This window comes from Methylotenera versatilis 79 (assembly GCF_000384375.1).
Taxonomy (GTDB): Bacteria; Pseudomonadota; Gammaproteobacteria; order Burkholderiales; family Methylophilaceae; genus Methylotenera_A; species Methylotenera_A versatilis_B.
Map to the genome: position 1 here is coordinate 2,577,700 of NZ_ARVX01000001.1, position 26,578 is coordinate 2,604,277.

Annotated in this window: 21 protein-coding genes and 2 rRNA genes; 9 read left to right on the plus strand and 14 right to left on the minus strand. The window is 43.3% G+C overall.

The window, feature by feature from the left end; genetic code table 11:
* The 4 genes from METVE_RS0112435 to METVE_RS0112450 all read right to left on the minus strand — a co-directional run bounded on the left by METVE_RS0112435 (window position 1) and on the right by METVE_RS0112450 (window position 4,980).
* Window positions 1–1,866: an autotransporter assembly complex protein TamA gene (locus METVE_RS0112435; protein ID WP_020168817.1), complete on the minus strand. Its 1,866-nt coding sequence runs from the start codon at window positions 1,864–1,866 to the stop codon at window positions 1–3.
* Between the two features lie 78 nt (window positions 1,867–1,944).
* Window positions 1,945–3,702, minus strand: a complete 1,758-nt coding sequence (gene recJ / locus METVE_RS0112440) for a single-stranded-DNA-specific exonuclease RecJ (RefSeq protein ID WP_020168818.1) — start codon at window positions 3,700–3,702, stop codon at window positions 1,945–1,947.
* Entirely contained in the window at window positions 3,692–4,189 is a 498-nt protein-coding gene (locus METVE_RS0112445) for a hypothetical protein (RefSeq protein ID WP_020168819.1), read from the minus strand. Before METVE_RS0112445 ends, recJ begins: the two co-directional genes overlap by 11 nt.
* A gap of 191 nt (window positions 4,190–4,380) precedes the next feature.
* A complete protein-coding gene (locus METVE_RS0112450) occupies window positions 4,381–4,980 on the minus strand; it encodes a glycine zipper 2TM domain-containing protein (RefSeq protein ID WP_020168820.1) in 600 nt (199 codons plus the stop codon).
* A gap of 309 nt (window positions 4,981–5,289) precedes the next feature.
* On the opposite strand from METVE_RS0112450, the gene METVE_RS0112455 reads away from it, so the two are divergent.
* On the plus strand, window positions 5,290–6,345 hold the full coding sequence (locus tag METVE_RS0112455; RefSeq protein WP_232496454.1) for a pentapeptide repeat-containing protein: 1,056 nt from the start codon (window positions 5,290–5,292) through the stop codon (window positions 6,343–6,345).
* Between the two features lie 87 nt (window positions 6,346–6,432).
* On the opposite strand, the gene METVE_RS0112460 is transcribed toward METVE_RS0112455, so the two are convergent.
* From METVE_RS0112460 to METVE_RS0112470, 3 genes are all read right to left on the minus strand, one after another.
* Window positions 6,433–7,134 carry an MBL fold metallo-hydrolase gene (locus METVE_RS0112460; RefSeq protein WP_020168822.1) on the minus strand — a complete coding sequence of 234 codons (702 nt, stop codon included), beginning with the start codon at window positions 7,132–7,134 and terminating at the stop codon, window positions 6,433–6,435.
* A gap of 74 nt (window positions 7,135–7,208) precedes the next feature.
* Window positions 7,209–7,865 (minus strand): Crp/Fnr family transcriptional regulator, encoded by a 657-nt coding sequence (locus METVE_RS0112465; protein WP_020168823.1) that lies wholly within the window; start codon window positions 7,863–7,865, stop codon window positions 7,209–7,211.
* Window positions 7,866–7,950: 85 nt separating this feature from the next.
* Window positions 7,951–9,423, minus strand: coding sequence for a M17 family metallopeptidase (locus METVE_RS0112470; protein WP_020168824.1), 1,473 nt, complete (start codon window positions 9,421–9,423; stop codon window positions 7,951–7,953).
* Between the two features lie 255 nt (window positions 9,424–9,678).
* On the opposite strand from METVE_RS0112470, the gene aceE reads away from it, so the two are divergent.
* The 4 genes from aceE to lpdA all read left to right on the plus strand — a co-directional run bounded on the left by aceE (window position 9,679) and on the right by lpdA (window position 17,020).
* Window positions 9,679–12,348, plus strand: a complete 2,670-nt coding sequence (gene aceE, locus METVE_RS0112480; RefSeq protein WP_020168826.1) for a pyruvate dehydrogenase (acetyl-transferring), homodimeric type — start codon at window positions 9,679–9,681, stop codon at window positions 12,346–12,348.
* 34 nt (window positions 12,349–12,382) lie between these two features.
* Entirely contained in the window at window positions 12,383–13,726 is a 1,344-nt protein-coding gene (aceF, locus tag METVE_RS0112485) for a dihydrolipoyllysine-residue acetyltransferase (RefSeq protein ID WP_020168827.1), read from the plus strand.
* A gap of 195 nt (window positions 13,727–13,921) precedes the next feature.
* Window positions 13,922–14,971 carry a S1 family peptidase gene (locus METVE_RS0112490; protein ID WP_020168828.1) on the plus strand — a complete coding sequence of 350 codons (1,050 nt, stop codon included), beginning with the start codon at window positions 13,922–13,924 and terminating at the stop codon, window positions 14,969–14,971.
* A 246-nt stretch (window positions 14,972–15,217) separates the two neighbouring features.
* Window positions 15,218–17,020 carry a dihydrolipoyl dehydrogenase gene (gene lpdA / locus METVE_RS0112495; RefSeq protein ID WP_020168829.1) on the plus strand — a complete coding sequence of 601 codons (1,803 nt, stop codon included), beginning with the start codon at window positions 15,218–15,220 and terminating at the stop codon, window positions 17,018–17,020.
* Between the two features lie 197 nt (window positions 17,021–17,217).
* Here the strand turns inward: lpdA and METVE_RS0112500 are convergent, their stop codons facing one another.
* The 3 genes from METVE_RS0112500 to METVE_RS0112510 are packed head-to-tail and all read right to left on the minus strand — an operon-like array spanning window position 17,218 to window position 19,654.
* Window positions 17,218–17,913, minus strand: a complete 696-nt coding sequence (locus tag METVE_RS0112500; RefSeq protein ID WP_020168830.1) for a hypothetical protein — start codon at window positions 17,911–17,913, stop codon at window positions 17,218–17,220.
* Window positions 17,910–18,668, minus strand: a complete 759-nt coding sequence (locus METVE_RS0112505; RefSeq protein WP_020168831.1) for a type III pantothenate kinase — start codon at window positions 18,666–18,668, stop codon at window positions 17,910–17,912. Before METVE_RS0112505 ends, METVE_RS0112500 begins: the two co-directional genes overlap by 4 nt.
* Window positions 18,668–19,654 (minus strand): biotin--[acetyl-CoA-carboxylase] ligase, encoded by a 987-nt coding sequence (locus tag METVE_RS0112510; RefSeq protein WP_020168832.1) that lies wholly within the window; start codon window positions 19,652–19,654, stop codon window positions 18,668–18,670. Before METVE_RS0112510 ends, METVE_RS0112505 begins: the two co-directional genes overlap by 1 nt.
* Before the next feature lie 134 nt (window positions 19,655–19,788).
* Between METVE_RS0112510 and METVE_RS0112515 the strand changes: the two genes are divergently transcribed.
* The 3 genes from METVE_RS0112515 to corA are packed head-to-tail and all read left to right on the plus strand — an operon-like array spanning window position 19,789 to window position 23,288.
* Window positions 19,789–21,555, plus strand: coding sequence for a glutamine--tRNA ligase/YqeY domain fusion protein (locus tag METVE_RS0112515; RefSeq protein WP_020168833.1), 1,767 nt, complete (start codon window positions 19,789–19,791; stop codon window positions 21,553–21,555).
* Between the two features lie 13 nt (window positions 21,556–21,568).
* The gene (locus METVE_RS0112520) at window positions 21,569–22,141 is read left to right on the plus strand and encodes a flavin reductase family protein (RefSeq protein WP_020168834.1); all 573 of its coding nucleotides are present in this window, start codon (window positions 21,569–21,571) and stop codon (window positions 22,139–22,141) included.
* Window positions 22,142–22,172: 31 nt separating this feature from the next.
* Window positions 22,173–23,288, plus strand: a complete 1,116-nt coding sequence (gene corA, locus METVE_RS0112525; RefSeq protein WP_020168835.1) for a magnesium/cobalt transporter CorA — start codon at window positions 22,173–22,175, stop codon at window positions 23,286–23,288.
* A 48-nt stretch (window positions 23,289–23,336) separates the two neighbouring features.
* Here the strand turns inward: corA and msrA are convergent, their stop codons facing one another.
* Window positions 23,337–23,891, minus strand: coding sequence for a peptide-methionine (S)-S-oxide reductase MsrA (msrA, locus tag METVE_RS0112530; protein WP_020168836.1), 555 nt, complete (start codon window positions 23,889–23,891; stop codon window positions 23,337–23,339).
* Between the two features lie 122 nt (window positions 23,892–24,013).
* Here msrA and METVE_RS0112535 point away from each other — a divergent pair, with 122 nt between their 5' ends.
* The gene (locus tag METVE_RS0112535) at window positions 24,014–25,234 is read left to right on the plus strand and encodes a DNA polymerase Y family protein (protein ID WP_020168837.1); all 1,221 of its coding nucleotides are present in this window, start codon (window positions 24,014–24,016) and stop codon (window positions 25,232–25,234) included.
* 3 nt (window positions 25,235–25,237) lie between these two features.
* Here the strand turns inward: METVE_RS0112535 and METVE_RS0112540 are convergent, their stop codons facing one another.
* The 3 genes from METVE_RS0112540 to METVE_RS0112550 form a co-directional block, all read right to left on the minus strand.
* Window positions 25,238–25,720, minus strand: coding sequence for a hypothetical protein (locus METVE_RS0112540; protein WP_020168838.1), 483 nt, complete (start codon window positions 25,718–25,720; stop codon window positions 25,238–25,240).
* Between the two features lie 263 nt (window positions 25,721–25,983).
* Window positions 25,984–26,097 (minus strand): 5S ribosomal RNA (gene rrf / locus METVE_RS0112545).
* Window positions 26,098–26,326: 229 nt separating this feature from the next.
* Window positions 26,327–26,578: ribosomal RNA gene (locus METVE_RS0112550) — 23S ribosomal RNA — on the minus strand; the annotation flags it as partial.

The following is a 26,578-nucleotide window of genomic DNA, read 5'->3' on the forward strand; positions in this document are numbered from 1 at the left end:
TCAAAAAGCAACGCCTAGGTTAAAGTGTAAGCGGAAGTCTTTTGTCGCTTCACCGTAGGCAATATCTGCACCAATCGCGCCAATTGGGCTTTTCCAGCGTGCGCCCAAACCGTAGCCATACACTGGTTTTAATTCCTGAATCGTATTTGCCGCGTTACCTGCATCCACAAAAAGCGCCGCGCCCCATTGTTTGGTTAACCATTGAATCACTTCCACACTGCCTGTCACCAAATAACGCCCACCGACAATCGCATCGCCTTCCGTCACACCTAAACTTTCATAAGCGTAACCGCGCACCGATTGATCGCCACCCGCGCGGAATAGAAAGGCCGCTGGCGCACTATTTTTACCGCTGACCATGCCGATTTCTGCACGCGCGATAAATTGCGTTGATTCGGTTACTGGATAATAGCCCTGTGCTCGCAAATGACTTTGCACAAAAGTACCTTCAGAAAGCTGTTCAAGCGGCGCAACGGCAAATTGCGCGTTAAATAGATAGCCACGCGTAGGATTGCGGTCATTGTCCGTGCGCCGTAGTGTGATGCCATAAGAAACAGTCGCGACTTTTTTGGTGGCAGATTCAGAGCCTTCAACCTCTTGTCGCTCAATCAAATAGCCTGTACCGATCGTTTGTTCCGTTCTGCGTGGCCCCCAACTGCGATTAATGCCCGCCTGCCCTGAAGTAGTGATTTGCCCCTCAATCACTCTGCGATCCAAACCCGCATTGATGCTATCGCGATAACCGCTGCTGTCGGTTGGCAAACGAATCAAAGCGCTTAATGATTGCGCGCGTTGTTCTGGTTTTAAGCTGCTGGTTAAACGCCAACCGCGATCAAATAAATTCAAATCATCATAAGTTAATTGCGCCCGTGCGCCCGTGTTGGTACTGAAACCTGCTCCCATACCCACTTTTACCGATTGATTCTCTTGCACAACGACTTTAACAGGCGCGACATCCGAATCTGCAGAACTGGTATTTGCCGTCACTTCTACGCCGCGAAAAAAACCGCTTTCTTCCAAACGCGCTTGAAAAAGCTGCAGCTTAGATTGACTGTAAGTGCGGTCTGATTTAATGGGATTCAAATTTTCAATGATGCTGGCTGGATAACGTTCCAAACCTTCGATTTGCAGTGCACCAAATTGCACACTTTGCCCGCTATCCACTTCCACCCGCAAAGCTACTGAGTTGGCATCTGGGTTCACTTCTGCTTTGCTGGTTTTAATGGTTGCGTTTGGATATTGCCGAACTAATAAACTAATCAGCAACCGTCTTTTCGCTTGTTTCCAATCTTCTTGCTTAAATTGCGCGCCAGCCTGTAATAACCAATCTTGCTTTAATTTTTCAATGGTCACAGATTGTCTTGAAGCTTCTGTTGGTTGCTGAAAAATGCCGCCGGTAAATACTAAATCAACCGTGCTCACCAATATTGGCTTACCCGGATTAATCAAAAAACGCGCTTGCACTGCGTTGCCTACTCTTTCAATCGTTGGCTCAATCTCTGGCGAAAAATATCCTTCTGTCGCCAATAAATCTGCGATAGCTTTAGGGGTTAACTGATAGATACGTTGCCATTCTATTGGCGACATAAGCGGATTATCGCGCCATTTGATGATCTCAAGATGCTTATCCATTAAATCGGTCAGCACATCTTTTTCTGTTTTTGAAACGCTGTCGGGCGTTATTGTGATTTCTACTTTGTAACTTGATTGGTTGGTATTTTTAGTATTGGCATTAGAACTAGTGCCCGTATTAATAGCTTCAGCGGCTTGCAAATTGAAGCCGCAACATAAAATCAACAATGCTAACAGCGCGTTCAATACAAACGGCGGAACAGCCAAAACACGTTTTATAGAAGATGCCAGCAAACAATTCCCTAATCTAACTACTGCAAAAATACTGTAAAAACCACCATTTACCCGCTCTGTTTGATGCGTCTTTGCTAATCAGTTCAAACCACTGGCTAATTCAATAGGCTTTAACTCAACATGTTTTAACTGTAACTGCACGGTTTGCAGGCCTTTATATTCATTTACATCTAGTGCATAAACTGCCGAAATATTTTCTGGTAAATCATCATGATGGTTAAAATAAATCGCATCAAAGCGCTTTTGGTCTTTTTCCAACAATAACTTTAAATGTTTTTCACCCACAATGCGCTGGTTAACCACTTTAAAAGCATCAAAAAATAATGGCTGATTAAAACCCTGCCCCCACACTTGTTTAGACAACAACTGTGCGGTAGCCAGATTCATTTCGTTGCCTTGCAAACCACCGTCAGTTTCAATCGCCGCTTGCAGATCGGCTTCCGTCAACAGTTCACGCACCACTGTTTCGAACGCTTTTTCAAAAACTTCAAAATCTGTTTGTTTGATACTTAAACCAGCCGCCATCGCATGGCCGCCAAACTTGATGATTAAGTCAGGCTGGCGTTTGGTTATTAAATCCAGCGCATCGCGCAAATGCAGGCTGGAAATAGACCGACCAGAACCTTTCAGCAAGCCATCGCCAGCTTCTGCAAACACAATCGCCGGGCGATGATATCGCTCTTTTAATCGTGAAGCCAAAATACCAATCACGCCCTGATGCCAATCTGCATTAAACAAACTAATGCTAAATTGCTGGCTGACATCAATCGCATCCAAAGTCGTCAATGCGCTATCTTGCATATCGGCTTCGATATTGCGCCGTTCCATATTCAGCGCCTGCAAAGTTTCTGCTTTTTGCATCGCATCATCGGCACTTTCAGCCAATAAACAGGCAATACCTAAACACATATCATCTAACCTGCCAGCGGCATTTAGTCTTGGCCCAACATAAAAACCTAAATCTTGCGCGGTGACTTTTTCGGCGGATTTTCCTGCAATTTGCAATAAAGCGGTAATGCCCGCACTACAAGCACCCGCGCGGATTCTGCGTAAACCTTGCTCAACCAAAATACGATTATTCGCATCTAATTTAACCAAATCCGCCACTGTGCCTAAGGCAACTAAATCCAGCAATTCGGTTAAGTTAGGCTCGGTTTTACCTATGAATTCACCGCGCGTTCTTAATTCTGCACGCAAAGCCAGCAACACATAAAACATGACGCCCACACCAGCTAGATTCTTACTAGCGAAATCGCAGCCACGTTGATTCGGATTCACAATGCAAGCTGCCGCCGGCGTAATGTCGCCAGGTAAATGATGGTCGGTAATCAATACTTGCATGCCTAATTGATTCGCCGTTAAAACGCCATCAACACTTGCGATACCGTTATCTACGGTGATTAAAATATCGGGCTTTTGTGTGCTTGAACCAAATTGTGCGTTTGTTGCAGAAAGTTGAACGATTTCAGGTGTTAACCCATATCCGTATTCAAAACGGTTTGGCACTAAAAAATCTATTTGCGCCGTTGACTCTAAAATTTGACAAAGTTGGCGTAGACCTTTTACCGCCACAGCGGTGGCCGTTGCACCATCTGCATCATAATCGCCAATCACCAGAATTTTTTTATTGGCGATAAGCGCATCGGCTAATAATTTAGCCATTTGCGTATTATTAGTTAATTGATCTGGCGGAATAATCAAACTTAACGATGTTTCTAGTTCATTTTTATTGGTCACACCACGCGAGGAGAAAAGCCTTGCCAATAGTGGATTTGTGCCAATCGCCGCTAATGCCTCAACGACGACAGCGTTAAATTGACGCGCTTTAATTTGCATGGACTTGCCCGCCACCGTAACACCAAATGCTGTTGATCATCGTCATTTTCTTTAGCTCGCGTGCGGCATTAATTGGATGCGCAAAAAGCAGCATTTGCACTTCATTTTGAAAGCTCGCCCACGCCATTGCGCCTTCGCCTGTCGGCATAAACGGCGTGATATTTTTATTAATAGCCAATTGCGGATGCGTGGTATCGATTTGAGGATTGTGCTGCAAGCGTAGAAACCAACTATCCTCATGCCAAAAAAACTGCTTATTATCACTAGCAAAATGCGCATTCAAATCTGCTGTCAGTGCATCTATTTCATGTTGTTTCAGAGGCTGCGGCACTGGTTCTGCCAAACTAAAACTATCGCGCTGTAACACTAGATGAACAGGCGCGGCATACAGCCAATAAGTGTTCCCAGCATTATTACCTGCTTGTTGCCAAGCAATGGCTGCATTGGGAAGTGTGGGTTGAAACAGTTTTTTAATAAAATCGAGCATGGCGTGATTTTAACACTGAAGTATTTCAATCACTTCATTAATACCTTGTCCGATTTTCAATAGTTAACCTTATTTACAAGCAATTTATCAATAAATAATTTTTAACAAATCGTTGATCAACTCCAATAAAAAAAGCCGCAACCAACTAAGTTGGCGCGGCTTTAACTAGCTATTTAAATGCTTGCTACAAATTACCAATAACGACGGTCTTGGTTTTTACGATGTCCATTTCCGCGACCTCTGTTTCCGTCATCCCAATCGGCATTATAAACATTCCCGCCAGACGCTCTCACCGCAACCTGCAAAGGTACATACGGACCTGGATCTCTATCCATCACCGTTGAATATTGGCGTCCGTTATATTCATAATTCACCAAATATCCAGCGTTCACAGTCTGCCAATTATCAACCGTAACGCAACGATCTACTGGGCGAGTTTGTACACGCTCGCGACCATTCGCTTGGCCATTATTATCAATGCGGTCACCCACGATTGCGCCAACACCGGCACCAATCGCCGCAGTGGCGATACGTCCGTTACCACCGCCGAATCGGCTACCGACCAATCCACCCGTTAAGCCACCTAGAATCGCACCACCTAATGAGCGCTGTGGCGCTTCATAATATGTTTCGCGCACATATTCTGTACTGCATTCTTGGCGTGGGCTATTCACACGCTCCACTTGCGGCGTCACTGAAATCACGCGCGCTCTATCTTGATAATCATCATCCGCCAAAGCTGGCATTGCGATCGTTGCCACAACTAAACCCAATAATAATGTTTGACGCATTTTAATCTCCTGTTTTTTTGTCTCTGCGCTGTTAAATCAAATCATAAAATCTACGCAGATACTCACTAAACGGACTCATAAGCGGTTTGACGACTGCGCTTTATAAATAATTTAAAACTAATGAATTTACTTAGTGAATTGATTCAAACAGTGATTAGATTAAAGAAATGGAATTTGCAGTAATAGATATAAAAGTGCAATGTAACCAAAGTCACTGTCGCTAACTTTATTGCGCCTATACTCACTTCACATTGCCACACGCACATTACTTAACCGGAGTTCCAAATGATAAATTTAAGGTTGCAAAATTTGACATTGAAAAGTGTAATGCGCATGCTCATCAATTGCTGGTTAATAGGATTTAGTGTGCTTTTTGCCACCAGCGCATTGGCAGGAGAATTTGCCAATTACTGCACAAACGGCTTATCCAGAAACACATTCCATCAAACCGATTGCGCAATTAACGAATTATATAAAGGTAAAACTTATTGTTTCAGTAATGATGGCGCGCGCGACTCTTTTCTGTTCGATCAAGATAATATGATTGCAAAGGCCACAGTTTTTTATGCCAATAACGCAGAACCAGAGCGTGAAAAAATTAGCCAAGCAGATGCGTTAAGTCAAATAAACAGCAAAACTTGTACGCTGCAAAATAAAGATGCCGGCTATTTGATTTTTAACGGTTTAGACCTCAGTCATTGCAATCTTGAAAACGTGAGTTTTTTTGGCGCAGAATTAAAAGGTGCTAAATTGATTGGCGCAAATTTAAAAGGCGCTTACTTAAATCTAGCGCGTTTAGAAAATGCTGATTTCACCAATGCCAATTTAACCAACGCGATTATCTTTCAGGCTATTTTTGACAAAACCAATTTCAAAGGCGCCAACCTAACCAATGCACGCATGATCGGCACGCTGGGCAAAGTGGATATGAGCGGCGCAGATATTCACAATGGTCGCTTTGGTTTGGATATGGGCAACCAGCCAATGGGACAAATGAAATTTGATTCAGTTGGCGGAAATTTTTCAGGCGCGAATTTCGAGAATGCTGATTTGAATATCGCCGCATTTCGATTTGGCGATCTAAGAAATGCGAATTTGCGTGGCGCGAATCTGTATCGTGCCGATTTAGCCAAAGCCGACTTAACTGGCGCCGATTTAACTGGCGCGAATCTCACTGATGCGGATGTAGATGATGCTATTTTTAAAAACGTAAAAGGCTTAAATACAGTGAAAGGTTTTGATACCGTTAAAGGCAAATGTCTTGATTGCAAAGTTACAGCAGCAATAGAAGCAGATGAACCAGTTAATTTGGTGGCTGCAAAACAAGCAGCAGTTTGCAAAATGCAGGCGGCACAACTTAAATAAACGGCTTAATTTAATATTGCGCAAAAAATAGGGTTAAGTCTGTACTTAACCCTATTTTTAACTGTATTTTTAAAGCTATTTTGAGTGTTAACCTTGTTGAATACTTCCTTCCCAAATACCTTCCATACGATTAGCTGGCACGGCAACATCGATTAAGTCAGGTTTTGGCAAATCCAGTGCATCCATTAATTGAATAAACGCATCACGACTTTTGTTAACGAATCGTGGATTGGTATTTTTTTCTTGTCCTACGCAACTCACCTGCTTACCGTTGTAATCATGCGCGGGATAAACCAGCGTTTCATCGGGTAAAGTAAAAAGGCGATTTGTGATGCTGTCGTACAGCGTTCCGGCGTCGCCACCCTGAAAATCGGTGCGCCCACAACCATTGATTAACAAACTATCGCCAGTAAAAATTCTATCATTCCACCAATATGAAATAGCGCCAGCTGTATGTCCTGGCGTTGCGATCACTTTGACTTCCTGCTGACCGATCAATAAAACATCACCATCGTTCAATTGCATATCAGCGGTGTAAACGCCGCATAGCGCGCTTGCACCAGTTTGCAGCGAAAAGTACTCTCTTAACATACCGCTGGCAGTAATATGGTCGGCATGCACATGCGTTTCTAATGCATATTTTAAATGGCAATTCAGCTCATTAATCAGTTGAATATAGGCATCAATATGGCTAGCAACTGGGTCGATAATCACCGCTTCTTGCGTCGCATCATCAACAATTAAATAGGTATAAGTCGATGATGCATCATCGAATATTTGCTTAAACATTGGATTGAACCTTTGAATTTAACATTCATATTTATATAATTTGAATATTGCCTAATAGAAAGCTTAAAGGTCTTTTAACTGCTGGCTAATTTTTCCAATGCGGCGCGATTACTGATTTCTACGTGCCCGCGCCCAAGTGCAACCCAAGATTTTTGCTCAAAACGTTTTAATTGGCGGCTGACCACTTCACGCGCTGTGCCCAGCTCATCTGCCATTAATTGATGCGTGCGACTAATCGTCGTGTTATTCGCATCCAGCAGCAATTTTGCCAACCTTGCATCTAAACTGTGAAAAGCCACTTCATCCAGCAACACGATTAAATCGCTAATCAATGCACCATAATTCGTCATCACAAATCGACGAAATACAGGCGAATCAATCATCAGCTGATTGAAAGCAGCCGTTGGAATAATCACATCACGAATCGGTTCTTCTACAATAGTAGAAGCGGGATAGTTACTATTGCCCAATAAACAGGTAGTCGTAATCACGCAGGTTTCACCCGCTGCCACGCGATAAAGCAAAATTTCACGGCCACTGGTAGACATTTTATATACGCGTGATTGTCCAGCAAGGCGCATCACATAAGCGCCACAAACACCGCCTTCACGATAACCAACCGTGCCGATGGGCGCTTCTACAATCCGGGCAGACTTTGTCAAAATATCCCGTGCAGGTGCTTCAAGTTGCATCAACGCTGGAAAGCTTGCCAGCCAATCCAAATTTTCCATACATCTCCTCGCTAACTTTTAAAAAACACTTAAATATTAAAGCTCTTGCTGTTTAATTTTCAAGCTATCTTAGTTAACACAAACCTTATTGGCGAATTAATGCCTTAATCATCTCCAGCGCGAACCCAACACCAAAACCATTCACATCACTTTGCACCGCGCCCAAACCGCCTTTGCGATTGGTACTGGACAAATCAGCATGACACCACGCCACATCATTTTCAATAAAATTACCCATAAAACGTGTGGCATGAATATGGTCGCCGCCGCCTTCTAAAGTGCATTGCTTAATATCTGCAATATCACTTTCCAAGTCACTGTCAAAATCTTCTTCATTTGGAAAAGCCACAATGCGCTCACCCGCCGCTGCACCTGCTGCAACTGCCAGTTGAGATAATTCCGGACGATTGGCCAGAATCCCACTCATGCGATCGCTTAACGCAGCCGCCATGCTGCCAGTTAAAGTGGCGTAATCTAAAATCACATCCGGTTTTTGTCTGCTAGCAAGCGTTAATGTATCCGCCAACACCATGCGACCTTCCGCATCGGTATGCACAATCTCAATACTCATACCATTTAATGCAGTCACCACGTCATTTTGTTTATAAGCCAACGGTCCAATATGGTTTTGCGCAATTGCCAACCAGCAGTCGATTTTCACTTCTAGCTTCATTTCAGTTGCTGCTTGCAAAACGCTCAGCGCAACTGCACTGCCGTTCATATCTTCGTGCATACCTTGCATATATTTCGCAGGTTTAAGGTTATGTCCGCCCGTATCAAAACAAATACCTTTACCCACCAGCGCAATATGCTTTTTAGGATTTACGTGGCTGTAAGTGAGATGCACAATCGCTGCATCCATTGGCTCACTGCCTTGCCCAACCGCATAAAAAGCGCCCGCGCCCATTTTCTTTAACGCAGGCATATCAAACTCTTCATGCTGCCAGCCATATTGTTTTGCTAATACGCTTACTTTTTCACGATAGATCGCAGGTGTTAACTCATTTGGCGGCAATATTGTTAAGCTGCGGCACAATGTATTAGCCGCAACACGCACATTCACTTCGGCATAATCATTCGCTGCTTTGTAGCCATAAATACTGATCTCTTTTAATGGCGTATGTTTATTACCTTGCTTATTTTTAGCGTTTTTGCGACTAGGCAATTCTGCAGCATTCACTGCCGTCACATAATAAGCGGCACAGGCATTGGTTTCGCGCGCAACCTCATCGCCATAAACATTAATAGCCAAACTTTCAGGATTTTCATCCAACAAAGGCTTAACCGCTTTGCGCAATAAAGTGTGTTTTTGGAACACAGTTAAATTTTGAGTTAACACTACAAAACTAGCCACGCCGCCGTTAGGTAAATCTAAAGTAACCGGCGTTTTGTTTAAACTTTTATATTCTGCCTGGCTGCGTTTGAGCTTACTTTGCAGTAAATCGCTAAAAACGTGCTTGTTTTCAGCCGCTTCATCCAATACAAAAAGGCTGTGTTTCTGCGAAGATAACGTCTTTTCATCGCTTATTTCTGCAAATTGACTTAATTTTACCGACATTTAAACTTCCTTAACTCTTATATATAATGTAAGACAAACCTAGCAAATCTTTTAAAAACACTGGCTAACACACGCGTTTAACTTGACCAAAAAGCCTAAAAAAGCCACACTAGCGTCTTTAATTGATTGCATTAAATCAAGCCAGTTCATCCCGTTTATATAAACTTAAATTATATAAATCTAGAAGCCTGCTTGCATTTAACTAGTTGCTTGTATTATACCAACTCAAGCACTCTCAACGGAGACTATCCCTGCATGACCTCGAACACGCAAAACAAATTAGTAGAAACCGATCCATTAGAGACACAGGAATGGTTAGATGCACTTACCGCCGTTATAGAAAATGAAGGCACGGAACGTGCGCACTTTTTGCTAGAGGCCATGATTGACAAGGCGCGCCGCTCAGGCAGCAACTTGCCTTACAACGCCACAACCGCTTATGTAAATACAATCCCAACCCACTTACAGCAACGTTTGCCAGGCGATCCAGAAATGGAACGTCGTGTTCGTGCATTGGTGCGCTGGAATGCGATTATGACCGTACTACGCGGCAATGAAAAATCGCCGGGGGTTGGTGGTCATATTGCGAGCTTTCAATCAGCCGCGACTTTATATGATACGGGCTTTAACTATTTCTTCCGTGCGCCGAATGAAAACTTCGGTGGTGACTGTGTTTACTTCCAAGGCCATTCATCGCCAGGTGTTTATGCACGCGCCTTTATAGAGGGGCTAATTCCTGAAGATAAAATGGATAACTTCCGTCAAGAGACTGGCGGCAATGGTTTATCTAGTTATCCACATCCATGGTTAATGCCTGATTTCTGGCAATTTCCAACAGTTTCAATGGGCTTAGGTCCAATTCAAGGCATTTACCAAGCACGCTTTCTAAAATATATGCATGACCGCGGCATCGCTGACACTAGCGACCGTAAAGTGTGGGTATTCTGCGGCGATGGCGAAATGGACGAGCCTGAATCATTGGGCGCTATTTCATTGGCTTCACGCGAAAAATTAGATAATTTGATTTTTGTGATTAACTGTAACTTGCAGCGCTTAGACGGCCCGGTTCGCGGCAACGGCAAGATCATTCAAGAATTAGAATCTGATTTCCGCGGTTCTGGCTGGAATGTATTAAAAGTGGTGTGGGGTTCGTATTGGGATCCGTTACTAGCGATGGACAAAGACGGCATTCTAAAAAAACGCATGGAAGAATGCGTGGATGGTGAATACCAGAACTTTAAAGCCAAAGGTGGCGCTTATACGCGTGAAAATTTCTTTGGTAAATATCCAGAATTAAAAGAAATGGTTGCCGCAATGAGCGACCAAGACATTTGGCGCTTGAACCGTGGCGGTCACGATCCGCATAAAGTGTATGCCGCATACCATTCAGCGGTTAATCATAAAGGTCAACCAACCGTCATTTTAGCCAAAACTGTAAAAGGCTATGGTATGGGCGATGCAGGCGAAGGCCAAAATACCACGCATCAACAAAAGAGTATGGATATTGAATCACTGAAAAAATTCCGTGATCGTTTTGATTTACCGCTTACTGATGAGCAAGTTGAAAACTTAAGTTTCTACAAGCCAGCGGAAGATTCGCCAGAAGTGAAATACATGGCGGAACGCCGTGCTGCGATGGGTGGTTTTGTGCCGCAACGTCGCCGCAAGGGTAACGAGTTAACTGTGCCAGCACTTTCTGCTTTCGAAAACATGTTAACTGCCACGGGTGAACGCGAAATATCGACCACGATGGCTTTTGTGCGTATTTTATCGACACTACTACGCGATAAAACGCTGGGCAAATTTGTAGTGCCAATCGTGCCAGATGAAGCCCGTACATTCGGCATGGAAGGCATGTTCCGTCAGTTGGGCATTTACTCGCATTTGGGTCAGCTGTATGAGCCAATGGATTCTGATCAAGTGATGTATTACAAAGAGTCTAAAGACGGTCAGATTTTAGAAGAAGGCATTAACGAAGCTGGTTCATTCTCAAGCTGGATCGCGGCAGCAACATCGTACAGCGTCACAGGTGTGCAGATGATTCCGTTCTACATCTTCTACTCCATGTTCGGTTTCCAACGTATTGGTGACTTGGCTTGGGCAGCCGGCGATAGCCGTGCACGCGGCTTCTTGCTAGGCGCAACAGCTGGTAGAACCACGCTAAATGGTGAAGGCTTACAGCATGAAGATGGTCATAGCCATTTAATGTCTGCCACGATTCCAAATTGTGTTTCTTACGACCCGACATTTGCTTATGAATTAGCCGTGATTATTCAAGAAGGCTTGCGTCGCATGGTACAGAATCAAGAAGATGTGTATTACTACATCACCTTGATGAATGAAAACTATAGCCACCCTGCACTACCTGCAGGCGCGGAACAAGGCATTTTGAAAGGCCTATACAGCTTTAGTAAATCAAAAGCTAAAGGTGAGAAAGTACAATTGATGGGTAGCGGCGTTATCTTGCGCGAAGTCATCGCGGCAGCCGAGTTGCTAGAAAAAGACTGGGGCGTGTCAGCCGATGTATGGAGTGCAACCAGCTTCACCGAGTTACGCCGCGAAGGCTTGGATTGCGAGCGTTGGAATATGCTGAACCCTGAAAAACCACAACGCTTGAATTATGTGGCAGAGAGCTTAAAAGACGCAAAAGGCCCAGTGATCGCTTCAACTGATTACATGAAAAGTTTTGCTGAACAGATTCAACGCTTTGTGCCGAACAAATTCGTCGCATTGGGTACTGATGGCTATGGCCGTTCTGACAGCCGCGAAGCATTGCGTGATTTCTTTGAAGTGGATTCCCGTTACATCACAGTCGCCGCTTTAAAAGCGCTGAGCGATGAAGGAAAATTGCCAGCCGCTAAAGTAGCGGAAGCGGTTAAAAAATATAAATTGGATGCAAATAAACCAAATCCAACAACGGTTTAATGCTTAAATTAAGGCCTGCTGGCTGGAGTTAATAATGAGTTTACAAGATGTTTTAGTGCCTGATATTGGCAACTTCGATAGCGTTGATGTGATTGAAGTACTGGTAAAAGCAGGCGACACGATTGCCAAAGACGATTCACTCCTTACAGTGGAATCTGACAAAGCGTCAATGGATATTCCTGCGCCATTTGCTGGTGTGGTGAAAGAGGTCAAATTAAAAGTGGGCGATAAAATCGCACAAGGCCATTTGATATTAACTATAGAAGCGGATGCTGCAGCCGAAAGTAAACCAGCGGTTGCGCCTACAGAGGCAAAAGTAGCGCCAGCTAGCGCACCAAAAGCAGAGATTGCAGCAGCTATTCCAGAAGCGTCACGCCCTGCCCCAGAACCAGCAAAACAAGTACAACCGGCACACCAGCCTTTGCCAGTAGGTGAAAGCGTTGTGATTAATGGCGGCAAAACTTCACACGCTAGCCCTTCTGTGCGTAAATTTGCACGTGAATTAGGTGTTAACTTGGCGTTTGTTAAGGGTAGCGCAGCAAAGGATCGCATCACACAAGCCGATATACAAGCATTCGTAAAAGGCGAACTAGCCAAACCGCGCACTGAAAATATGGGTGCAGGATTAGGCAGCTTGGCTACGCTTCCAATGCCAGTGATTGATTTCAGCCAGTTTGGCAATATTGAAAACAAACCGCTGTCACGTATTAAAAAAATATCTGGCGCAAACTTACATAGAAACTGGGTTACTGCACCACACGTCACGCAGTTTGACGAAGCAGATATCACGGATTTAGAAGACTTTAGAAAGTCCATGCAAGCGGATGCTGAAAAACGTGGCGTTAAGCTCACCATGTTGGCATTTTTAATTAAAGCTTCTGTAAATGCATTAAAAGCTTATCCAAATTTCAATTCGTCGCTTTCACCTGATGGCGATAGTTTGATCTTAAAGAATTACTTCAATATCGGCTTTGCCTGCGACACGCCAGACGGTTTAGTCGTGCCAGTAGTGAAAGATGTGCAGCAAAAAGATGTGCTGGATATCGCGCGCGATTTGGGTGAGTTATCCACCAAAGCGCGCGAGCGCAAGTTAAAAGTAGAAGAAATGCAAGGCGGTTGCTTTACCATTTCCAGCCTTGGCGGCATTGGCGGCACAATGTTTACGCCAATCATTAACTGCCCAGAAGTAGCGATTTTAGGCGTTTCACGCTCATCAATGCAGCCAGTTTACGATGCGAAGACCAAAGCTTTTGAACCGCGCTTAATCTTGCCGATGTCACTTTCCTACGACCATCGCGTGGTTGATGGTGCCGATGGCGCGCGCTTTACTAGTCATATGCGCATGATGTTATCTGACGTACGTCGCTTATTACTTTAGTCCAACTGCAGCAAAAAATCGCACTGTTTTAGTGCGAAATTCTTAAAAATCATCCATTAACCTGCTACTTCTGCAGCTTAATGGATGTAAATCCATCCAAATCCCCTGTAATTTTGTCTGATCAAACTGGTACGACTATTGCTAAGTATTATTAAGCGCGCATTTTTGCTTGATGACTAACGATTGGGGATTATCATGACCATGTTTGTTCCTACGCTTGCTCCTGCATTATTTTTTTCCACTGGCTTACTTTTAGGCTTGTCTTTACTAACAGCAACGCCTATCTATGCTGAACCAACAGATGAATTAGTACAAAAGATTAGTACGCATGTCGTCAAAGTGCAAGTGGCTCTTGCCAATGGTGCATACGGATTGGGTTCTGGCGTGGTGGTGGCAAAAGACCAAGTAGTCACCAATTGCCATGTTATCGCTAATGCAGTGTCTGTCAGCGTGAATACCAATAATGAAAACTATAGCGCCAGCGCACTTAAGTCAGACTGGCACCACGATTTATGCATATTAAAAACGGAAGGTTTAATCGCACCAGCAACTAATATTGGGTCTAGCGAAAACCTTAAATACGAGCAACCCGTTTATACGGTCGGTTTTGCCAGTTTTTCACCACGTCCAAATGGTACTTTTGGCTTTGTCAAAGGGCTCTATCCAATGGATGACAGTGTGGTTATCAGAGCCAGCAACGCTTTCAGGCTAGGCGATAGTGGCGGCGGCATGTTTGACGAAGCGGGTAATCTAGTGGGAATCATCACCGTTAAAAGCCCAGGCCGCAATGCTTTTTACTACAACATGTCTGTCGAATGGGTGAAAAAACTCCTCAATCAACCGGAACAAAGCGTCACTAGTATGAGTGAGTTAGCATTCTGGGCAGAGTCTGAAGAAAAATGGCCGTTCTTTATGCGTGTCGTGCAACCACTTAAAACTGAAAATTGGGCAGAGCTAAATAAGATTGCAGCACAGTGGGCAGAAAAAGAGCCGAATACGATTGAAGCTTTATATTATTGCGCCGTAGCAGAATATAGTTTAAAAAATACCGCTTATGCAGAACTACATTTAAAGCAAGTGGTTGCGACCAATAGTAATCACGCTAGTGCACTTTATTATTTAGGCTTGATTGCAGAGCAAAATGGCAAACGAATTGAAGCCTTAAATATGGTTGCTGCACTGAATGTTTTAGACATAACAGCCGCAAACGATCTTAAATCTGCAATGGGTATTAAAGTAGAGTAATCGCAATTTCAGGCTAAATATCCACTTAATTTGTCGCAATTTAATTTTGCTTATAGTCCAGCCGAATCTGGACTATAAGCACTTTCTATTGAACTTCAAACATAAGCCTTGCACGCTATATTCACCAATTAATCTATTTCTGCTCTAACTAAAGTTCTGTTTTGAAAGCTGCCCTTTTAAAGCTTAAAACTCGCACTTTAATGATAAAATCACTCTAATTTCTTTAGATGTAAACAAAGGGTAAGCATGAGCGATTTAGTGGATGTATTAGTCCCCGATATTGGCAATTTTGACAGCGTTGATATCATCGAAGTATTAATAAAAGTCGGTGACACGATTGCTAAGGAAGATTCATTAATCACGGTTGAGTCAGATAAGGCATCGATGGATATTCCATCTTCGCATGACGGCGTAGTGAAAGAAATAAAAGTCAAAGTGGGCGATAAAGTCGCTAAGGGTTCAGCGATTTTGGTTGTTGAAACAGCCGTTGCCGTAAGCGCATCAGAATCCACACAAAATACAACTGCAGTTAAAGCAGAAACATCTGCTACAGAAAGCGCACCTAGTAACGCTGCTGCTAAAAATGATGCAAATCCTAAAACTGTTTCAACGATTGGCAGTAGCGATATCGATACACAAGTCGTCGTTCTAGGCTCTGGCCCTGGCGGTTATACCGCTGCTTTCCGCGCTGCTGATCTTGGCTTAAAAGTGGTGTTAATTGAACGTTATCCAACATTGGGCGGCGTTTGTTTAAACGTAGGCTGCATCCCGTCTAAAGCTTTATTACATACAGCCAAAGTCATTACAGAAGCTGAAGAAACAGCGCATCATGGCGTGAGTTTTAGTTCGCCAAATATTGATTTAGACGCGCTACGCAACTGGAAAAGTAACGATGTGGTCGCCAAGCTTACCGGCGGCCTTGCACAAATGGCAAAACAACGCGGCGTTACCGTTGTTGTAGGCGTTGGCGCATTTACCAGCGCAAATCAAATCGCAGTCACCGATAGCGCTGGCAAAGTCACAACTGTTGGCTTTGAAAACACTATTATCGCGGCAGGTTCACAAGCGACTAAATTTCCTGGTTTAGACCAAGCGACAGCGAGTGATGAGCGCATCATGGATTCGACAGGTGCGTTGGCGTTGGCGGATATTCCAAAACGCATGCTAGTCATCGGCGGCGGCATTATCGGTTTGGAAATGGGTACCGTTTATGATGCACTAGGCACAAAAGTCAGCGTGGTCGAATTTACAGATGGTTTAGTACAAGGTTGCGACCGTGACTTAGTGCGCCCACTGCAAAAACGCATGGAAAAACGCTTTGAAGCCATCATGCTTTCAACCAAAGTGGCAAAAATGGAAGCCAAAAAAGAGGGAATTTTGGTCAGTTTTGAAGGCCAAGATGCTCCAAAAGAGCCTCAACTATATGACCGTGTTTTAGTATCAATCGGTCGCCGTCCAAATGGAAAAAACATTGGTGCAGAATTAGCTGGCGTTGCTGTAGATGAGCGCGGATTTATTGCAGTCGATAAACAAATGCGCACAAACGTAGCGCATATCTTTGCCATCGGCGATATCGTCGGCCAACCTATGCTGGCGCACAAAGCCACGCATGAAGGTAAAGTCGCCGCGGAAGTGATTGCAGGTCATAAAGTAGAGTTTCAAGCTGCTTGCATTCCATCCGTTGCTTACACAGACCCAGAAATCGCTTGGGCTGGCGTGACGGAAATCGAAGCTAAAGCCAAAGGTATCGAATATGAAAAAGCCAGCTTTCCTTGGGCTGCAAGTGGTCGTGCTATCTCGATTGCCCGCACCGAAGGCACAACTAAATTGATTTTTGACAAAACCACACATCGCTTAATCGGTGCGGGCATTGTGGGTGTAAACGCAGGCGAATTGTTGGCAGAAGCCGTGTTAGCGATTGAAATGGGTGCAGATGCGCATGATTTAGGCTTAACCATTCACGCACATCCAACCTTATCAGAAACCATTTGCTTTGCCGCAGAAATGAAAGAAGGCACGATAACGGATTTGTACATCAAAAAAAGGTAGTTATCTGCCTGAACTAGGCGGAATAAGTGCTTTATTTGAATATGAACTGACTAGAGAATGACCAACGTATGCCCAAATTAACATCGTTAATTTGGGCATACGTTTATTAAATATTCATGCTAATAATTGGTTAAGTCCAGTCATTTAAAAGCATACGCACTAAGCATACTTAACCCATTTTTTTGCTTAAAAATTCCCTAAGAACAAGCCGCCACTCTCAATTCACTGCCTACAAATTCTGGGCTGATTTTTTGTAATTCCAATGCCGCTTCTGGCGTAACGGCTTTAATCAATAAACTGGAAATATTTTTACCAGGGCTACGCAAGGCTTTAGTCGCACCTTTTACGCCTTTGGCTAGTAAATCATTTAATAAATTGGTTGCTAACTTTTCATCTTGAAACAAGCCAAAAGAAATCGCATGACGCCATTGCGAATCTTGCACAACAAATATCTCACCCACACCTAACGCCTTAATTTCATCTGCCTTTTCTTGCGCAAGCTTTGCATTTTTTAAAGGCGGGTAATACACCCAAAAACGTCTCTCGGTTTGCGGTGGTTCTGCTATTTTGGCAACTCCGTTTAAGCCCAATTTAACCAAGGCCACTTGTGCGGATGGCAAATTGCTGGCGGTAAAATTACCCCATTCGTAACAACTTGTCGCAGTTGCTTCAGTCGCTGGATTAACTGGCATAGCGTTAGCAGGCAAAGGAGCAACAGGCAAAGCAGCCACTTTCTTCGGCATAGCTTGTAACGCTACTTGGTCTAGTATCTTGAGTTTTTCGGGTGAAATTTCGTTAGTCACCACAGTTGGTGGTGGCGCAATCTTATCGATATTAAAATACACTAACAAACCTGCATTAACTAACAGCAAAAACCACAACAGCCACTTCATATCGTTTCTTTCTCTAATATTGCTAAACCTTGCAGTACAAGATTTTCTGCCATCATAACCTGTTTTTCGCTTACGTTTAAATGTGCGATTAATGCCGCAAAAATTGCAGAAGCATCACCACCGCTAATAATGATTTTAGGCGAACAATCACTGTATTTTTGCAGTTGCTGCCACTGTACGGCAATCGCACCAACGGCTGAATTTAAGCAGCCTGTTTGAATCGCATCCTGCGTATTGGTTGGGAAAAGACTAAAACCACCCTCACCCACTTGTAATTGTGTTGTGTTTTGCGTTAATGCGGTTTGCATCAAGCGCAAACCTGGCATGATAGTACCGCCCAAAAACACCGCTTTATTGTCTTGGTCACTTTTAACTAGAGCATCGATAGTGATTGCCGTGCCCGCATTCACGACTAAAGTCGCTTGCTGAGTTATATGCCAAGCCGCAATCAGCGCCGCCCAACGATCAGCACCCAGTTTTTCGGCTTGCTCATATTGGTTAATCACATGACAAGCCTGCTGTTTTGCCACAACGAAATACGTGTTTAATGGCGCAACTAACTGTGCGATTTGCTGCGCGACTGATTCGCCCGCCACATTCGCAATCAACACTTTGCTGGCTTTTTGCGCAGCTTGTGCTAATGTCGATTTACTCAAATCAATATTTATACAAACTTCTGTCGCTTGCATCACGCCAGCGCTATTGACCAACGCCCATTTGGTGCGCGTATTACCGCTATCAATCACTAATAACATTACGCAGAATCTCCTGCAGTTAAAGGTCTTAACGAAATCTCGCCAGCTGAAAAACGCTGCAATCCAAGTGAGGTTTGCACCATCAAAATGCCATCATCCGCCACATTTTTTACCACGCCAAATACTTCGGTAGCATTCGGCATTAACATACGCACCGCCTGATTATGATAAGCGTGATAACTTAGCCATTCATCCCGCAAGCCAACAAAGCCAAGCTGTTCAAAACTATTTAATACATCTGCCAAATGCTTTAATAACGTACCCAATAGAATATTTTGGTTAATCTGATGATGAGATGATTTTTGCAAATCAGTTGTCGGCTGGTCAATACTTTCAATCACCACTTTTGGCAGATTCAAATTAATACCGATGCCAATCACCGCGGTACTTGGCCCATCTAAATCGCCTTGTAACTCAATTAAAATCCCAGCCAGTTTTTTGCCATCGATTAACACATCATTCGGCCATTTCAATTGTGCCTGATTAATGCCAAGACTCGCTAATGTACGCATTAATGCCACGCCGACAGCCAAACTTAAGCCAGATAAAGCCGCCGCACCACATTGAAAACGCCATACTAAAGAAAAAGTTAAACTTGCCCCCAATTGCGAAACCCAAGTACGGCCGCGCCTGCCTTTACCGCTGGTTTGAATGTGGGCGGCTACACAAGTCGCGTGCGGCACGTTTTTTTGTTGCATCAAATACGTATTGGTAGAAGCGACTTCATCTAAAATGATTAAGTTAAACCATTCTCGCTGTTCACCAATTGCACTTAACACTAAATTTTTATCTAAAAAATCAATCGCTTGCGGTAATTTATAGCCGCGACCGCGCACTGAAAAAATGGTAACGCCCAACCCTTCGGCTTGCTTAATCGCATTCCAAATCGTGGCGCGCGTCACTTTAAACTGCTGTGCCAACGCCTCACCAGAATGAAACTGGCCATCAGATAGCAATTGTAAAATGGGGAAAGTTAGTTTATTCATATGGGTTTGTTCTATCAGCCAAATTTTATCACAGCAGATGCGTGCGGCTTTAGTAAATCAAAGCAGCCATAATGCAATTCAAGCGTGTAAAATATCGTGATTATTAGCTTATAAAAAACGATACAAAAACATCTATGTCTGCAGAAAAAACACCACTTCCATTAGGTTCTAACTTTATTCGTGCCATTGTTGAACACGATTTAGCTGATAACAAATATGCCGCAAAAAAATGGGCAGGCAGCCCAGGTGATGCAGCGCATCAAGCAGCAGGTCAACCAGACTCAGCAAAAATCCGCACCCGTTTTCCGCCAGAACCAAACGGCTATCTGCATATTGGCCATGCAAAAAGTATTTTTCTAAACTTTGGTTTAGCGCGCGATTATGCTGGCGTTTGCCATCTGCGTTTTGACGATACCAATCCAGAAAAAGAAAGCCAAGAATACGTAGATAGCATTTCTGATGCGGTGAAGTGGTTAGGTTTTGATTGGCAAAATGACAGCGAATCCAATTTGTATTTCGCCAGCAACTATTTTGATTTTATGTACCGCGCAGCAGAAAGCTTGATTGAAAATGGTCACGCGTATGTGGATAGCCAAAGTGCGGATGAAATGCGTGCGAATCGCGGCACATTAACTGAGGCAGGCACAGACTCGCCTTGGCGTAATCGTACTGTAGCAGAAAATCTGCAATTATTCCGCGAAATGCGCGATGGTAAACATGCGGATGGCAGTTTGATATTGCGCGCTAAAATTGATATGGCATCACCTAATATCAACTTGCGTGACCCTGCGATATACCGCGTACGCCGTGCGCATCACCACAACACAGGCGACACATGGTGCATTTACCCCATGTACACGTTTGCACATCCAATTGAAGATGCATTAGAGCAAATTACGCACTCAATTTGCACACTGGAATTTGAGGATCAACGCCCGTTTTACGATTGGTTGTTAGAGCGACTTGCCGAAGCTGGTTTGTTGGCGAACCCATTGCCAAAACAATATGAGTTTTCGCGCCTTAACTTAACCTACGTGGTGCTATCAAAACGTAAGTTAATCGATTTAGTTGAGCAAAAACACGTTTCAGGTTGGGATGACCCACGTTTGCCCACTTTAGCTGGCGCACGCCGCCGTGGTTATGTGGCAGAAGGATTTAAATTATTCACAGATAGAATAGGCGTAAGCAAAGCGGATTCATGGATTGAATACACCATATTAGAAGATTGCATGCGCGAAGTGCTAAATGATTCGGCAGAGCGCAGAATTGCCGTGTTAGATCCGATTAGGTTGGTGATTGATAACTATGAAGTTGGCAAGGTAGAAGATTGCTTTGCACCAAACCATCCATTAAAACCAGAGTTAGGCAAACGCGTTGTGCCATTAACGCGTGAACTATGGATAGAAGCAGAAGACTTTATGGAAACGCCAAGTAAAGGCTTTTTCAGATTAACGCCAGATGGCATGGTGCGCTTACGTTATGGTTACGTGGTGAAATGTACAGGCTTTGAAAAAGATGCTGCAGGTAAGGTCACAGTGGTGCATTGCGACTATCTGCCAGATACAAAATCCGGCACACCGGGTTCAGATAGCGTAAAAGTAAAAGGTAATATTCACTGGGTAAGCGCGCAACATGCTTACGCGGCAGAGATTCGTTTATACGACAGATTGTTCAAAGAGGCGCATCCTGGTTCAGGCGACCGAGATTATTTGAATGACTTAAATCCAGATTCTGTAACAGTGATTACTGCACAACTGGAACCAAGCTTAAAAGATGCAAAGCCAGAAGACAGATTCCAATTTGAACGCCACGGTTATTTTGTTGCAGATAAAAAAGACAGTGTTACTGGCAAGCCAGTATTTAATCGCACCGTTACTTTGCGGGATGCTTGGCAGAAATAATTGAGTATTTTTTATGATTAAGTCTGTCGAATTAAACAAAGCGTATCGCCTTTTAAATCATGGGCCAACTGTTCTGGTTTCTTCGCAGCATGGTGAAAAGTGTAACGTGATGGCAGCAGCTTGGAATATGCCTTTGGATTTCGATCCGCCTAAAATCGCGATTGTTATTGATAAAAATACGTTTACTCGTGAATTGCTGGAAGCTTCTGGCAGTTTTGCCATCAATGTGCCATGTCATGCTCAAGCAGCAATGGTAGTAAAAGTAGGTTCGAGCAGTGGGCGTGAGCTTTTGGGCAAAGAGGTAGACAACAAGCTTCTCGCTTTCGAATTACCGACTTTTCCTGCTACAAAGATTGACTCACCTTTACTAGGAGGTTGTGTTGCTTGGCTAGAATGTAAAATAATCAGTCAGCCGCCTATTCAAGATATTTATGATTTATTTCTAGCTGAAGTGGTGGCGGCTCAAGCGGATAGTCGCGTGTTCACTGATGGCCATTGGCATTTTGATGGTCACGATGACTTACGTACCATCCACCATATTGCAGGCGGCAACTTTATGGCAATTGGTGAAGCATTCAAAATATAAACAATTCGCAATTTCAATATAAGGTTTGAATATGAAAAAGAACCGTCCTCATAAATCAAAAAACAAGCTTTCCAAAAAAATCGGTTTGGCGCCAGGCTCATTGGTTTATGTGGGCAATATGGATACAGATATCGCTACGATTAAGCCGACAATAACGTTGACGGTTTATAACGCAGCTGAATTTATAGAACATGAATTAACCGCCCATACGCTAGCAGGTTTTAACTTTACAGATTACACCAATGCTGGCAAAAAAGTTTGGCTGAATATTCATGGTGTGCATGATGCGGCGTTGATTAAGCAAATTGGCGATTTGTTTCATCTGCATCCATTAGTGCAAGAAGACATACTTAACACGCAGCAACGCCCAAAAATCGATGAATATGACGACTATGTGTTTTTTGAAACACAAAGTTTTAAATATGATAAAACCGACACCAGTATGGAAACTGAGCAGATTAGTTTTATTTTGGGGCATGATTATCTGTTGACGTTTCAAGAGCGCTCTACTGGCATTTTTGAGCCGGTACGTACACGTATGCGCGCAAGTCGCGCACATATTCGCGAGTTTGGTGTGGATTATCTGGCTTATGCGTTGCTGGATAGCGTGGTGGATAGATATTTTAGCGTGCTGGAAGATGTAGGCGAATGCAGTGAGACATTAGAAGAAGCCTTGTTATCTAGGCCATCGAATGCAGAGTTACAGAACATTCATCACCTTAAACATGTGAGTGTTGAGTTGCGTCGCGCAGTTTGGCCGCTACGTGAGGTGATTAACAACTTAATTCGCAATGAAAATGACTTTTTTAAAGAAAGCACCATGCCGTATTTGCGCGATGTGTATGACCACACAGTGAATTTTATTGAATCACTGGAATCGATCCGCGACAACTTAAGCGGCATGATGGATATTTATATGGCGAGTATGAGTAATCGCGTGAATCTGGAATTGCGCGCATTAACGGTCGTCACCATGCTATTTATGCCAGCCACGCTGATTTCTGGCATTTTTGGGATGAATTTTGAAAATATGCCATGGTTAAAACATGCCGACGGCTTTTGGTGGGCAATCGGCTTGATGGCATCTATTGCGCTGATCATGATTATGATTTTTTGGCGCAGGCAGTGGTTAACTAGCAAGGGTTAAGCAGCAAAGGCTAAGCGATCAAAATTAAGTCGCAAGGCCTAAGCTAACTTATGCATCTTGCGATAAATCTTTGATTAAGTCTGAATACTTTGTGCGTACCTTTTCCTTTTTAGGCGCAGCTACTGCCAAACAATAAGGCTGATTTGGATTTTTTTCAAAGTAATATTGGTGATAATCTTCAGCTGGGTAAAACGTTTCAGGTCCATTGATTTCTGTGACAATCGGCGCATTAAAAGTGTGTGTTGCATTTAGCTCAACAATCTTTTTTTCAACCGCTTCACGTTGCGCAGCATTTTGGCAAAACACAGCAGAACGATATTGCGTGCCGACATCGTTACCTTGGCGATTTGGCGTAGTTGGATCGTGCGATATAAAAAATACTTCTAACAAAGTTTCATAGCTCACTTGGTCTGCATCGAAAGTAATCTGTATGCCTTCTGCATGCCCTGTATCGCCGTTGCAAATCTGCTTGTAATCAGGATTAAGCGTATGACCACCAATATAGCCAGAAATCACTTTGTTAACCCCTTTTAGTTGGCTAAAAACGGGTTCTGTGCACCAAAAACAGCCGCCTGCGAAAATTGCGATTTGTTGATTGCTCATGATACTCACCTTTAAATTTTTATTAAAAATTGACCTAAATTACTGGTTAATAGTCTTACAATAGTTAGTCAACATTTCATTCAAAACATTACATTTACTTTAAAATTTCTTAATATTTAACCATGTCTTTAAACGCTTTATACGTTGATTTTAACTCTTACTTTGCTTCAATTGAGCAACAATTGCGTCCTGATTTACGAGGCAAACCAATTGGCGTTTTAGCGGTGTTAGCGGAAACGACTTGCTGCATAGCAGCGAGTTATGAGGCGAAAGCATTTGGCATTAAAACCGGCACAGGCGTGCGTGACGCGCGTAAGCTTTGCCCAAACATGGTTTTTGTAGAAGCGAGACCACCACTTTACATAGAGTACCACCACAAGCTGATAGAAATTGTAGAATCCTGCACGCATGTAGAAAAAGTATTATCCATTGATGAAATGGTGTGCAAATTAACGGGGTCGCAACAGCAAAAAGAAAATGCACTTAAACTCGCCGCAAAAATTAAGCGTGAAATCAATAAACAGTTTGAATTTATTCATTGCTCAATAGGTATTGCGCCGAATACTTTTTTGGCAAAACTTGCCTCCAACATGCAAAAACCCAATGGCTGCGTTGTCATCGAGCAACAGGATATTCCTGAAAAACTTTATAGCTTAAAACCCAGACACTTGACTGGCGTTGGCAAGCGCATGGAAGAACGACTTAATCATTTTGGCTTAACCACCATGCAAGCGCTATATGCAGCGAATAAGCAGCAATTACGTGCCGCATGGGGAAGCGTAGAAGGCGAGCGTATGTATGATAAATTGCGCGGCGTTGAAGTAACACGTCTGAACAATGAGAGAAAAAGCCTAGGTCACTCTCATGTTCTTCCACCAGAGTTACGTACGGAACATGGCGCACTTTCCGTTTTGCACAGACTGTTACAAAAAGCCTGTGTACGCTTGCGTAGCTACGATTTACGCGCGTCTAAAATACATGTGCGCGTTAAGTTTACCAATCATCCGACTTGGGTGATTGAAGCGAATTGTTCGCCCACCGATAATACATTAAGCATTACGCATATTTTTGAAACACTTTGGAAAAATTATCCAGCCAAGAAAGTGATTCCGCAAGCAGTCGGTATTTCATTCTCAAGTTTTATTAATAATCAGGAGTATATTGTCGACTTATTTGAAACTGAAATAGTAGAAACGAACAAGAAATTAAATTCAGCCGTAGATAAACTGAATAGTAAATACGGAAAAAATACGATTTATCTGGGCGGTGCGCATAATGCGCTATATGCGTCTCAGGTAAAAATAGCGTTTAACTATGTACCCGATTTAATCGTTGAGAATTAACGCTTATTCGCAACGACTTAATGGTTCGGTTTCTTTGCCACGGGATAACTCATTACTGACTTTACCAATAGTTAATATATCACTAGTCGCACCATGTGATAAATCATTTGTCTTTTGACCAGTAGTTAAATCATTAGTGACTTTACCGCGCGTTAATTCATCGCCAATTTGACGAAACTGTAAAGGACGCGTATCTAGACCACGGCTTAATTCATCACTTTTTTTGCCTGACTCCAATACCGCAGACTCTTTACCACGCGACAAATCATCAGGCTGTTTAGTTTGTTTTAAATCGTCTGTCGGTTTGCCAGGCAGTAAATCATCGCGTAGATTACTGCGCTTTAATGGCTCATCTGGCGCACCGCGCGTCAAATTCACTGGTAAACAATGCTGATTGCATACCGATTTATCGCGATTAGTTTCTGTGGTTTGAGCAAATGCGGGCGAAAAAATAAATAGTAATACGCATATAGTAAGTGCCTTCATCTAAGTTACTCCCTAAATCATGACTTAACTATATCGTGATATACATATAAAACACAATGCTTTTAGCTGATATCACCGCTTAAGACTGACTAACTTAAGAGCTTTATGTATTAAAGCGCACTTGATTCTTAAGCTGTACTATTAAGGTCTTGTCTATTGTGAGACCGCAGCTTGAGCATTTGACAAAATTTCTGCTCTAGAAACGAATAAACCCTCACGAGGAGGGTTTATTGTCAGCCATCGAAGATGACTTGGTATAAATAGCTTGGCAGTGACCTACTTTCGCATGCAAAAAGCATACTATCATTGGCGCTGGTTCGTTTCACGGCCCTGTTCGAGATGGGAAGGGGTGGGTCCAAACCGCTATGGCCGCCAAGCATAACTGGTATCTCATGCGTTTACTGGTTTTCACCCAAACACACAAGCGATTATGCTGTGTTGCCGTCTCATTTTCATGAGGCGTCTGTAACAAATTGGAAGAAGTAAAGTCTTCATACTTTCGTATGGGGTCAAATGGTGTATTGATTACATTATCAGCTTTAGAACAAACCTTCATCTTAGATTACTCATTAACTTAATAATAAGCAATTCAAGTCTTAAGGTTATAGGATCAAGCCTCACGAGCAATTAGTAACGGTCAGCTTAATGCATTACTGCACTTCCACATCCGTCCTATCAACGTCCTGGTCTCGAACGACTCTTTAGGGGGGTTAAACCCCCGGGAAATCTCATCTCAAGGCGAGTTTCACGCTTAGATGCTTTCAGCGTTTATCTCTTCCGCACTTAGCTACCCAGCTATACCATTGGCATGATAACTGGTCCACCAGCGGTGCGTCCACTCCGGTCCTCTCGTACTAG

Excerpts from the sequence above, each read along its gene's own strand:
- recJ (WP_020168818.1), bottom strand. The coding sequence starts at position 3,702 with ATGCAAATTAAAGCGCGTCAATTTAACGCTGTCGTCGTTGAGGCATTA.
- METVE_RS0112445 (WP_020168819.1), bottom strand. The coding sequence starts at position 4,189 with ATGCTCGATTTTATTAAAAAACTGTTTCAACCCACACTTCCCAATGCA.
- METVE_RS0112450 (WP_020168820.1), bottom strand. The coding sequence starts at position 4,980 with ATGCGTCAAACATTATTATTGGGTTTAGTTGTGGCAACGATCGCAATG.
- METVE_RS0112460 (WP_020168822.1), bottom strand. The coding sequence starts at position 7,134 with ATGTTTAAGCAAATATTCGATGATGCATCATCGACTTATACCTATTTA.
- METVE_RS0112465 (WP_020168823.1), bottom strand. The coding sequence starts at position 7,865 with ATGGAAAATTTGGATTGGCTGGCAAGCTTTCCAGCGTTGATGCAACTT.
- METVE_RS0112470 (WP_020168824.1), bottom strand. The coding sequence starts at position 9,423 with ATGTCGGTAAAATTAAGTCAATTTGCAGAAATAAGCGATGAAAAGACG.
- aceE (WP_020168826.1), top strand. The coding sequence starts at position 9,679 with ATGACCTCGAACACGCAAAACAAATTAGTAGAAACCGATCCATTAGAG.
- aceF (WP_020168827.1), top strand. The coding sequence starts at position 12,383 with ATGAGTTTACAAGATGTTTTAGTGCCTGATATTGGCAACTTCGATAGC.
- METVE_RS0112490 (WP_020168828.1), top strand. The coding sequence starts at position 13,922 with ATGACCATGTTTGTTCCTACGCTTGCTCCTGCATTATTTTTTTCCACT.
- lpdA (WP_020168829.1), top strand. The coding sequence starts at position 15,218 with ATGAGCGATTTAGTGGATGTATTAGTCCCCGATATTGGCAATTTTGAC.
- METVE_RS0112500 (WP_020168830.1), bottom strand. The coding sequence starts at position 17,913 with ATGAAGTGGCTGTTGTGGTTTTTGCTGTTAGTTAATGCAGGTTTGTTA.
- METVE_RS0112505 (WP_020168831.1), bottom strand. The coding sequence starts at position 18,668 with ATGTTATTAGTGATTGATAGCGGTAATACGCGCACCAAATGGGCGTTG.
- METVE_RS0112510 (WP_020168832.1), bottom strand. The coding sequence starts at position 19,654 with ATGAATAAACTAACTTTCCCCATTTTACAATTGCTATCTGATGGCCAG.
- METVE_RS0112515 (WP_020168833.1), top strand. The coding sequence starts at position 19,789 with ATGTCTGCAGAAAAAACACCACTTCCATTAGGTTCTAACTTTATTCGT.
- METVE_RS0112520 (WP_020168834.1), top strand. The coding sequence starts at position 21,569 with ATGATTAAGTCTGTCGAATTAAACAAAGCGTATCGCCTTTTAAATCAT.
- corA (WP_020168835.1), top strand. The coding sequence starts at position 22,173 with ATGAAAAAGAACCGTCCTCATAAATCAAAAAACAAGCTTTCCAAAAAA.
- msrA (WP_020168836.1), bottom strand. The coding sequence starts at position 23,891 with ATGAGCAATCAACAAATCGCAATTTTCGCAGGCGGCTGTTTTTGGTGC.
- METVE_RS0112535 (WP_020168837.1), top strand. The coding sequence starts at position 24,014 with ATGTCTTTAAACGCTTTATACGTTGATTTTAACTCTTACTTTGCTTCA.
- METVE_RS0112540 (WP_020168838.1), bottom strand. The coding sequence starts at position 25,720 with ATGAAGGCACTTACTATATGCGTATTACTATTTATTTTTTCGCCCGCA.